Source organism: Streptomyces sp. NPDC127097 (assembly GCF_042724075.1).
In the GTDB taxonomy this organism is placed as follows: domain Bacteria; phylum Actinomycetota; class Actinomycetes; order Streptomycetales; family Streptomycetaceae; genus Streptomyces.
On sequence record NZ_JBHXFI010000050.1, the window covers coordinates 49,147 to 58,074 of the forward strand.

Annotated in this window: 10 protein-coding genes; 8 read left to right on the top strand and 2 right to left on the bottom strand. The window is 73.9% G+C overall.

The window, feature by feature from the left end:
* Position 1 precedes the first annotated feature (1 nt).
* The 4 genes from alr (at position 2) to ACFWJW_RS29425 (ending at position 3,582) form a co-directional block, all read left to right on the top strand.
* Positions 2-1,189 (top strand): alanine racemase, encoded by a 1,188-nt coding sequence (alr, locus tag ACFWJW_RS29410; RefSeq protein ID WP_387247081.1) that lies wholly within the window; start codon positions 2-4, stop codon positions 1,187-1,189.
* Positions 1,186-2,520, top strand: coding sequence for an alpha/beta fold hydrolase (locus ACFWJW_RS29415; protein WP_387247083.1), 1,335 nt, complete (start codon positions 1,186-1,188; stop codon positions 2,518-2,520). Before alr ends, ACFWJW_RS29415 begins: the two co-directional genes overlap by 4 nt.
* Positions 2,521-2,613: 93 nt before the next feature.
* A complete protein-coding gene (gene tsaE / locus ACFWJW_RS29420) occupies positions 2,614-3,156 on the top strand; it encodes a tRNA (adenosine(37)-N6)-threonylcarbamoyltransferase complex ATPase subunit type 1 TsaE (protein ID WP_387247085.1) in 543 nt (180 codons plus the stop codon).
* Positions 3,157-3,348: 192 nt separating this feature from the next.
* The gene (locus ACFWJW_RS29425; RefSeq protein ID WP_387247087.1) at positions 3,349-3,582 is read left to right on the top strand and encodes a hypothetical protein; all 234 of its coding nucleotides are present in this window, start codon (positions 3,349-3,351) and stop codon (positions 3,580-3,582) included.
* A gap of 40 nt (positions 3,583-3,622) precedes the next feature.
* On the opposite strand, the gene ACFWJW_RS29430 is transcribed toward ACFWJW_RS29425, so the two are convergent.
* The gene (locus ACFWJW_RS29430; RefSeq protein WP_387247089.1) at positions 3,623-4,192 is read right to left on the bottom strand and encodes a hypothetical protein; all 570 of its coding nucleotides are present in this window, start codon (positions 4,190-4,192) and stop codon (positions 3,623-3,625) included.
* A gap of 140 nt (positions 4,193-4,332) precedes the next feature.
* Here ACFWJW_RS29430 and tsaB point away from each other — a divergent pair, with 140 nt between their 5' ends.
* The 4 genes from tsaB to ACFWJW_RS29450 all read left to right on the top strand — a co-directional run bounded on the left by tsaB (position 4,333) and on the right by ACFWJW_RS29450 (position 7,233).
* Positions 4,333-4,992 (top strand): tRNA (adenosine(37)-N6)-threonylcarbamoyltransferase complex dimerization subunit type 1 TsaB, encoded by a 660-nt coding sequence (gene tsaB / locus ACFWJW_RS29435; RefSeq protein WP_387247091.1) that lies wholly within the window; start codon positions 4,333-4,335, stop codon positions 4,990-4,992.
* Positions 4,989-5,579, top strand: coding sequence for a ribosomal protein S18-alanine N-acetyltransferase (gene rimI, locus ACFWJW_RS29440; RefSeq protein WP_387247093.1), 591 nt, complete (start codon positions 4,989-4,991; stop codon positions 5,577-5,579). Before tsaB ends, rimI begins: the two co-directional genes overlap by 4 nt.
* Before the next feature lie 5 nt (positions 5,580-5,584).
* Positions 5,585-6,730 (top strand): tRNA (adenosine(37)-N6)-threonylcarbamoyltransferase complex transferase subunit TsaD, encoded by a 1,146-nt coding sequence (gene tsaD / locus ACFWJW_RS29445; protein WP_387247095.1) that lies wholly within the window; start codon positions 5,585-5,587, stop codon positions 6,728-6,730.
* A 137-nt stretch (positions 6,731-6,867) separates the two neighbouring features.
* The gene (locus ACFWJW_RS29450) at positions 6,868-7,233 is read left to right on the top strand and encodes a hypothetical protein (RefSeq protein ID WP_387247097.1); all 366 of its coding nucleotides are present in this window, start codon (positions 6,868-6,870) and stop codon (positions 7,231-7,233) included.
* Here the strand turns inward: ACFWJW_RS29450 and ACFWJW_RS29455 are convergent.
* Positions 7,217-8,527: a methyltransferase domain-containing protein gene (locus tag ACFWJW_RS29455; RefSeq protein ID WP_387247099.1), complete on the bottom strand. Its 1,311-nt coding sequence runs from the start codon at positions 8,525-8,527 to the stop codon at positions 7,217-7,219. The two genes, ACFWJW_RS29450 and ACFWJW_RS29455, sit on opposite strands and share 17 nt — an antisense overlap.
* Between the last annotated feature and the right edge of the window lie 401 nt (positions 8,528-8,928).

Here is an 8,928-nt window from a genome sequence, read left to right on the forward strand (position 1 = left end):
GATGAACGAGACAGCGAAGCGCGCCCGTGCCGCCATCGACCTCGCCGCCGTGCGGTCGAATGTCCGTGCACTGCGGGACCGCGCACCCCGGGCAGAGCTGATGGCCGTGGTCAAGTCCGACGGCTACGGACACGGAGCGGTGCGCTGTGCGCGCGCCGCCCGTGAGGCCGGTGCGGGCTGGCTGGGCACGGCGCTGCCCGAGGAGGCGTTCGCGCTGCGGGCGGCCGGTGACACCGGGCGGCTGCTGTGCTGGCTGTGGACGCCGGGCGGCCCCTGGCGCCGGGCCATCGAGCAGGACATCGAGGTCTCGGTGAGCGGGCTGTGGGCGCTGCGCGAGGTGACCGCGGCGGTCCGGGAGTGCGGCCGGCCCGCCCGGGTCCAGCTCAAGATCGACACCGGGCTCGGCCGCAACGGCTGCGCCCCCGCCGACTGGCCCGTGCTGACCGCCGCCGCCCGGGCCGCCGAGGCCGAGGGCACGCTGACCGTCACCGGCGTCTGGTCGCACTTCGCCTGCGCCGACGAGCCCGGCCACCCCTCGATCGCCGCCCAGCTGGCCGTCTTCCAGGAGGGGTTGCGGACCGCCGAGCGGGCCGGGCTGCACCCCGAGGTGCGGCATATCGCCAACACCCCGGCGCTGCTGACCCTTCCCGAGGCGCACTTCGACCTGGTCCGTACCGGTATCGGCATCTACGGCATCTCGCCCAGCCCCGAGGTCGGGACCTCACAGGACTTCGGGCTGCGGCCCGCGATGACGCTGGAGGCGTCGCTCGCCTCGGTCAAGCGCGTCCCGGGCGGCCACGGCGTGTCGTACGGACACCACTACACGACGCCCGGGGAGACCTCCCTGGCACTGGTCCCGCTCGGCTATGCGGACGGCATCCCGCGGCACGCCTCCGGCACCGGCCCGGTGCTGGTCGCCGGCAAGTGGCGGACGGTCGCCGGGCGGATCGCGATGGACCAGTTCGTGGTCGACCTGGGCGGCGACAGCGCCGAGCCGGGTGACCCGGCGGTGCTGTTCGGCCCGGGGGACCGCGGTGAGCCGACCGCGGAGGACTGGGCCAGAGTGGCCGGAACCATCGGCTACGAGATCGTCACCCGGATCGGAAGCCGGGTCCCGCGCGTCTACGTGGACAGCGGCATACGGAGCGAAGCCGGAGGAGACAGCGCGCTCACGGGGGGTACGGCATGACCGAGGGACAGGAGGCCGCCGCGCAGGCGGTCGAGACGGCCGTCGAGGCGGCCGGCAACTGGGCGCGGGCGGGCCGGCACGCCGGCGTGGCCGGGGCCGCGATCGGGGTGGTCGCGGCGGGTGCCGCGGCCGGTGTGGCGATAGAGCGGATGACCGTCGGCCGCGGGATGCGCCGCCGGGCCCGGCTCGCGCTGGACGCCGCCGGCCCGTACGGCACGCTGCGCGGCACACCGGGCGCGGCGATCGCCGAGGACGGCACCGAGCTGTATTACGAGGTCGACGAGCCGGGAGTGGAGGCGGGCCGGCCGGAGAAGGACGGCCACCCGGGCAAGGCCAGGAACGGCAAGGGCGGCAAGGCCGACCGGTCGGCCAAGCCGGTGCGCGGCAAGGAGGCACGGGCCGCGCAGGAGGCCCAGGGCGGTCTGCGCAAGCGGCTGTCGGCGGCGCTGGGCCGGCGCGCCGTGGCCCCCACGGTCGTCTTCAGCCACGGCTACTGCCTCAGCCAGGACTCCTGGCACTTCCAGCGCTCCGCGCTGCGCGGCGCGGTGCGCACCGTCCACTGGGACCAGCGCAGCCACGGCCGCTCCTCGCGCGGCCACGGCCAGATCGACGGCACGGAACCGGTCACCATCGACCTGCTGGGCCGGGACCTGAAGGCGGTGCTGGACGCCGCGGTCCCCGAGGGGCCGATCGTGCTGGTCGGGCACTCCATGGGCGGGATGACGGTGATGGCGCTGGCCGACCAGTTCCCCGAGTACGTCGCGGAGCGGGTGGTCGGGGTGGCCCTGATCGGCACGTCCGCGGGCCGGCTCAGCGAGGTCGGCTTCGGGCTGCCGTCCATGGGCGTCAAGGCGTTCCACTGGCTCGCGCCGGGGGTGCTGAAGGCACTGGGCTGGCAGCGCGAGATCGTCGAGCGCGGGCGGCGGGCCACCGCCGATCTGTTCGCCGGGCTGATCAAGCGGTATTCGTTCGGGACGCCGGAGAAGGTGGACCCGGGCATCGCGCGGTTCGGGGAGCGGCTGATCGAGGCGACCCCGATCGATGTGGTCGCCGAGTTCTTCCCGGCGTTCGCGGTGCATGACAAGACCGAGGCGCTGGTCGCGTACGACGCGGTGCCCTCGCTGGTGCTCGCCGGGGAGAGCGATCTGATCACCCCGGCCGACCACAGCCGGACGATCGCCGAGGTGCTGCCCGACGCGGAGCTGGTCTGTGTCCCCGGCGCCGGGCATCTGGTGATGCTGGAGCGGCCCGAGCTGGTCAACGAGCACCTGGTGTCCCTGGTGGAACGGGCCGGCGCGGCGGCCCGCAGCTCCCGGCACGCCCGCGCCTGAGCGCCTGGCCTGCCGGGGGCGCCGGCCCCCCGGCGGAGCGGTGTCGTTTGAGGGGTGGTGGTCGGGAGAGGGGCAGGCCGTACCATTTGCGGCATGAGCACCACCGGCGCGATGGCGCACATCACCGTCAAGTCCCCCGAACAGATGCAGGAGTTGGGCCGCCGCCTGGCCCCGCTGCTGCGCCCCGGCGACCTCGTCCTGCTCACCGGTGAGCTGGGGGCCGGCAAGACGACGCTGACCCGCGGCCTGGGCGAGGGCCTGGGCGTGCGCGGCGCCGTCACCTCTCCCACCTTCGTCATCGCCCGGGTCCACCCCTCGCTGGCCGGCGGCCCGCCGCTGGTGCATGTCGACGCCTACCGGCTCGGCGGCGGGCTGGACGAGATGGAGGACCTGGACCTCGATGTCTCGCTGCCGGAGTCGGTGGTGGTCGTGGAGTGGGGCGAGGGCAAGGTCGAGGAGCTGTCCGACGACCGGCTGCATGTGGTCATCGGCCGCGCCGTGGGGGACGACGGCCCGTCGGCGCTGGAGGCCGACGCGGACGATGTGCACGAGGTGGACGATGTGCGCGAGGTGACGGTCACCGGCTTCGGCGCGCGCTGGGCGGAGGCCGGTCTGCCCGCGCTGGAGACCTGCTGACGGCGGGCGCGGGACGGCCACGGCGGCGGTCCGGCCCGGTCATGGACCGGCCGGGCGCCCGGTAGTTTCCGACAAGCCGTCGGTAAGATGTTGCGCAGCTGGTGCCGGGCGTGGTCACATGGATGGAGACCCCAGTTAGGTGAGCCTAAGTAGCCAGCCTAGCTTCTGTCGCAGGAGCCCCGGGAGGCGTCCATGTCGGCCCACCAGCCCGTCCCCACATCCGACGGCCGCGAGGGCAGCCCCGTCGCGGCGGCCGGGCGCGCTGCCCAGGAGACGCCGACGATGAACGAGCTGCTGGCGGCGTGCGCCGCGGCCAGCGCGGTCTCCACGCCCCCCGACGCCGCCGCGGAGGCCCGTCAGGACAAGCCCGCGGAGCCGGAGGAGTCCGAGGAGCCGGCGTCCACCGGAGGCCGCGACGCGGCGTAGCCCATAGGGGCGAACGGCGGACCGGCCGGGAGCCGGGCGGTCAGGAGACCACGACGACCTTGGTGCCGGTGGGCGCGAAGTCCCACATCGCCTTGCCGTCCGCACGCGACTCACGGATGCCGCCGGTCTTCTTCCCCGCGCCCGGGTCGGGCCGCGAGCCGTCCACGGCGGCGCTGAAGCCGACCGTGACCCCGCTGACACTGGCGAACCGCACCACGTGCTCGATCGCGATCCCGTCCGAGCCCGTGACGCTGACCGACCGCGAGGCGACCGCGTAGGACCCCGGCGGCGGGCTGACCGTGCTCGGCGTGACCGTGAACGTCCGCAGCGCCTTGCCCTGCGCGCCGACCAGCCAGACCCGCTTGGCGCCGAGCGAGTAGACGATCCGCTGGCCCTTGCCGGACGCCGCCGGGACCGGGGCCGGAGCCGGGTCCCGGTGCTTCTTGTCCTGCTTGGCCGGGTGCTTCTCGGGGGCGCCGTGCCGGCCGTCGCTGCGGGCCGGGGTGAGGGTGTCCGGGGCGGACGCCGCGGCCTGGTAGCCGAGCACTCCGACCACGACCAGGGCGGCCGTGGTCAGCGCGGTGACGATCGTGCTGCTCTTACCGGGCACCGCTGTGCCACCTTTCCTCCCTCTCCCTGCCGCCCGGCGGGGAGTCCCGGGCCTGGAGGCCGGGCTGCTTGCTGCTGGGCTACGGGGGCGACGGTAGCACCGGGAACGGGAACCACCCGCCGAGCCGTAGTCTTAAGGACGTGCTGCTGCTAGCTCTTGACACCGCCACCCCCGCCGTCACCGTCGCGCTCCATGACGGCACCCGCGTTCTCGCCGAGTCCCGCCAGGTGGATGCGCGCCGGCACGGCGAGCTGCTGCTGCCCGCCGTCGACCGGGTGCTGGCCGAGGCCGGGCACCGGCTCGACGCGGTCAGCGACATCGTGGTCGGCGTGGGCCCGGGTCCGTACACGGGGCTGCGCGTCGGCCTGGTGACCGCCGCCACCTTCGGGTCCGTGCTCGGCGTACCCGTGCACGGTCTGTGCACCCTGGACGGCCTCGCCCACGCCTCCGGGCTGACCGAGCCCTTCGTCGTGGCCACCGACGCCCGCCGCAAAGAGGTCTACTGGGCGCGCTACCAGGATGCCCGCACCCGGCTGACCGACCCGGCCGTCGACCGCCCCGCGGACCTCGCCGACCAGGTGGCCGGCGTCCCGGCCGTGGGCGCGGGCGCGGTGCTCTACGACACGGTCTTCACCGGCGTACGGCGCGAGGCGCCCGAGCACCAGTCCGCCGGCGCGCTGGCGGACCTGGCCGCCCTGAAGCTCGCGGCGGGGGAGGAGCTGCTGCCGCCGCAGCCGCTGTATCTGCGGCGTCCGGACGCCCAGGTCCCCGCCAACTACAAGGTGGTCACTCCCCGGTGAGTTCCCGCCCGTCGTCCGAGCCCCGCTCCCCGGCGCCTGCGCGCGGCGATGACGCCCGGCCCGGGGTCGCGCTGCGCGAGATGCGCTGGTGGGACATAGCGCCGGTGCTGGAGCTGGAGCGGGAGCTGTTCCCCGAGGACGCCTGGTCGCCGGGCATGTTCTGGTCCGAGCTGGCGCATGCCCGCGGCCCGTCCGCCACCCGCCGCTATCTCGTCGCCGAACGGGAGGTGCCGCCGCGGCGGCCGGGCGACGGGCGGGCGGGCCGGATCGTCGGCTACGGCGGGCTGGCCGCCGTCGACGGCACCGGAGACATCCAGACCATCGCCACCGCCCGGGACCAGTGGGGCAGCGGCCTCGGCGCCCGGCTGCTGACCGAACTCCTGGGCGCGGCAACGGACTTCGAATGCCATGAGGTGCTGCTGGAGGTACGGGTCGACAACCTCCGCGCCCAGCGCCTCTACGAGCGCTTCGGCTTCGAGCCGATCGGTTTCCGCCGCGGCTACTACCAGCCCGGCAACGTCGACGCCCTGGTGATGCGCCGCACCACCCAGACCTCCTCCGAAGCACCCTCCGTACAAGGAACTTGACAACCATGGCTGACTCACGCGGCGGACCGCTCGTCCTCGGCATCGAGACCTCCTGCGACGAGACCGGTGTCGGCATCGTCCGCGGCCACACCCTGCTGGCCGACGCGGTCGCCTCCAGCGTCGATGAGCACGCCCGCTTCGGCGGTGTGGTGCCGGAGGTGGCCTCCCGCGCCCATCTGGAGGCGATGGTCCCCACCATCCAGCGCGCCCTGAAGGACGCCGGGGTCACCGCCGCCGACCTGGACGGGATCGCGGTCACCGCGGGCCCGGGCCTGGCCGGCGCGCTGCTGGTCGGCGTCTCGGCCGCCAAGGCGTACGCCTACGCCCTCGGCAAGCCGCTCTACGGCGTCAACCACCTCGCCTCGCACATCTGCGTCGACCAGCTGGAACACGGCCCGCTCCCGGAGCCGACCATGGCCCTGCTGGTGAGCGGCGGCCACTCCTCGCTCCTCCTGGCCCCGGACATCACCTCCGACGTACGGCCGCTGGGCTCGACCATCGACGACGCGGCCGGTGAGGCGTTCGACAAGATCGCGCGGGTGCTGAACCTCGGCTTCCCGGGCGGCCCGGTCATCGACCGCTACGCCCGCGAGGGCAACCCGGACGCGATCCGCTTCCCGCGCGGTCTGACCGGCCCCCGCGACCCGGTCTACGACTTCTCCTTCTCCGGGCTGAAGACGGCGGTGGCCCGCTGGATCGAGGCCAAGCGGGCGGCCGGTGAGGAGGTGCCGGTGGCGGATGTCTCGGCGTCGTTCCAGGAGGCCGTGGTGGACGTGCTGACCCGTAAGGCCGTCCGGGCCTGCAAGGACAACGGCGTGGACCACCTGATGATCGGCGGCGGGGTCGCGGCCAACTCCCGGCTGCGGGCGATGGCCGAGCGCCGCTGCGAGGACGCCGGCATCACCCTGCGGGTGCCGCGGCCCAAGCTGTGCACCGACAACGGTGCGATGGTCGCCGCCCTGGGCGCGGAGATGGTGGCCCGCAACCGGCCGGCCTCCGCCTGGGACCTCTCCGCGGACTCGTCGCTGCCGGTCACCGAGCCGCATGTGCCCGGCGAGACCCCCGAGGACGCCGCCGCCTCCCACACGCACGGCCACTCCCACGACCACGATCACGTCCACGAGATGAGCAAGCACAACCTCTACTCCTGAGGCCCGGCTGCTCCTGAGGCCCGGCGAGGACTCGTTTTGTACTTCTGCGAGTCCTCGCGCCGCTCCCAACCCCACGCCCGGCTCAAGGTCTTACCCTGACTGGAGCACCGGGCGTGCGTGTGGGGAGGCGGCAGGCGGTGGACTGGTTCTGGTGGGTCTTCATCTTCTTCATGGCGGGCGGCTTCGCGAAGATCGCCGACACCGCCCGCACCGCGCTGCGCACCCGGCACGAACGCAAGATGGAGCGCCTGGAGACCGCCCGCCAGGAGCGGCAGGAGCTGGCCGCCGCCCAGAAGCCGCCGGAGCCGGTGTGCGGGTGCACCCACCACCTCGCCAAGCATGACAAAAAGGGCAAGTGTCATGAGCGGGTGGAGATGGCGGTCGCCTGGGACGCCGACCACAAGCCGGTGCAGTACGAGGCGGGCCAGTGCACCTGCCAGCAGTACATAGGCCCGCAGCCGCTCTCCCAGATCTACGCCGAGGACCTCACCGACCTGGCGTGACCGGGTCCGTGGCCGGGTGCCCCAGCAGCATGGTGGGGGCGCCGGCGACCCGGGTGAGGAAGATCGTGCAGGACTTGCGGCCGCCGCCGAGCTTCAGCTTCTTGCGCAACTCCTCGGGCTCCACCGCGGAGCCCCGCTTCTTGATCACCGCGATCCCGACCTCGCGCTCCCGCAGCAGCGCCTTGAGCCGCTTGACGTGGAACGGCAGCACATCGGTGATCGCATAGGCCGTCGCGTACGGCGTCCCGACCAGCCGGTCCGCGGTGATGTAGGCGATCGTCGGGTCGATCAGCCGCCCGTCGATCCGCGCCGCGACATCCGCGACGAGATGCGCCCGGATCACCGCCCCGTCCGGCTCGTACAGCCAGTCGCCGACCGGGCCCACCGGGGCGGGCGGTGACGCGTCCTCGGCCGGCGCCGCGGACGGATCCGGCAGCCCGGTACCGAGCAGCGAGTCCCCCGCGGGCAGCAGGGTGGCGCGGCGGCCACCGGCCACCGGGCGGGGCACGCCGCCCTCGCCCGTCCCGAACCACACCACGGCTTCCTTGACGTCGCCCCCGTCCGAGATCCACTCCGTCTCGGCATCCTCGGGCAGCGCCTCGTGCGGCACCCCCGGCGCGATCTTCAGCGCCGCGACCGGTGCCTGACGGGCCGCCTCGACGGCCCAGGACAGCGGCGGCGAGTACGCCTCCGGATCGAAGATCCGCCCACCCGTCGCCCGGCCACCGCCCCTCACCGAGGCGCTGCGCGCCGCCCCCTTTTCCCGTGCCTTGGTGCGCCGCGCCGGATCGACGAACACCGCGTCATACCCGGCGGTGTCCACCTCCGTCACATCCGCACAGCGCACCTCGATCAGCTCCGCGAGCCCCAGCGCCTCCGCGTTGGCCCGCGCCGCCGCACAGGCCAGCGGATCACGGTCCACGGCCAGCACCCGGACCCCGGCCCGCGCCAGCGCGATCGCGTCGCCCCCGATCCCGCAGCACAGGTCGGCCAGCGTACGGACGCCTAGCCCCGCGAGGCGGGCGGCGCGGTGGGTGGCGACCGTGGCGCGGGTGGACTGCTCCACACCGTTCGGCGTGAAGTACATCCGCCAGGCATCTGCCCCGAACTTCGCCGCGGCCCGCTGCCGGAGCCGCGCCTGCCCCAGCGCGGCGGAAACGAGCCCTGCGGGGTGCTCCCGCCGCAGCCGGGTGGCTGCCGCCAGCTCATCCGCCGGGTCGTAGTCCCGCAGCTCGGTCAGCAGGGCCTGGCCCTCGGGGGTGAGGAGGTGCACGAAGGTGTCGAGGTCATTCACGGTGTCATTGTCTCCCCACGTTTTCGGCTTTCCCGCCGTGGTGGTTGCTCGCCGTTGCGCCAAGCGCTGCGCTTTGCCTTCGGCCCACGTTTTCGGCCTCCCCGCCGTGGTGGTTGTTCGCCGTTGCGCCTGCGGCGGGCCGGGTGGTTGTTGGGTGCGGTGACGGGCCTCCGGGGCCGGTGTGTGGGACTGCTTCGCTTTACGTCCCACACACCGGCCCCTCCGGCCCGTCCCCTCCCGTTGGGGGAGTTGGTGAAGGCGAGTGGGGGCTGGCCGCCGTAAGTCATAACCGGGCCCTACGGGCCGCACCGGCCCATCTACGTGCACCCCTACCGGCCTTTTTCCCACCCTTCAACGGGAGGGGACGGGCCTGCGCGGGTGGGGTGTGCCGGACGTAAAGC

Excerpts from the sequence above, each read along its gene's own strand:
- alr (WP_387247081.1), top strand. The coding sequence starts at position 2 with ATGAACGAGACAGCGAAGCGCGCCCGTGCCGCCATCGACCTCGCCGCC.
- ACFWJW_RS29415 (WP_387247083.1), top strand. The coding sequence starts at position 1,186 with ATGACCGAGGGACAGGAGGCCGCCGCGCAGGCGGTCGAGACGGCCGTC.
- tsaE (WP_387247085.1), top strand. The coding sequence starts at position 2,614 with ATGAGCACCACCGGCGCGATGGCGCACATCACCGTCAAGTCCCCCGAA.
- ACFWJW_RS29425 (WP_387247087.1), top strand. The coding sequence starts at position 3,349 with ATGTCGGCCCACCAGCCCGTCCCCACATCCGACGGCCGCGAGGGCAGC.
- tsaD (WP_387247095.1), top strand. The coding sequence starts at position 5,585 with ATGGCTGACTCACGCGGCGGACCGCTCGTCCTCGGCATCGAGACCTCC.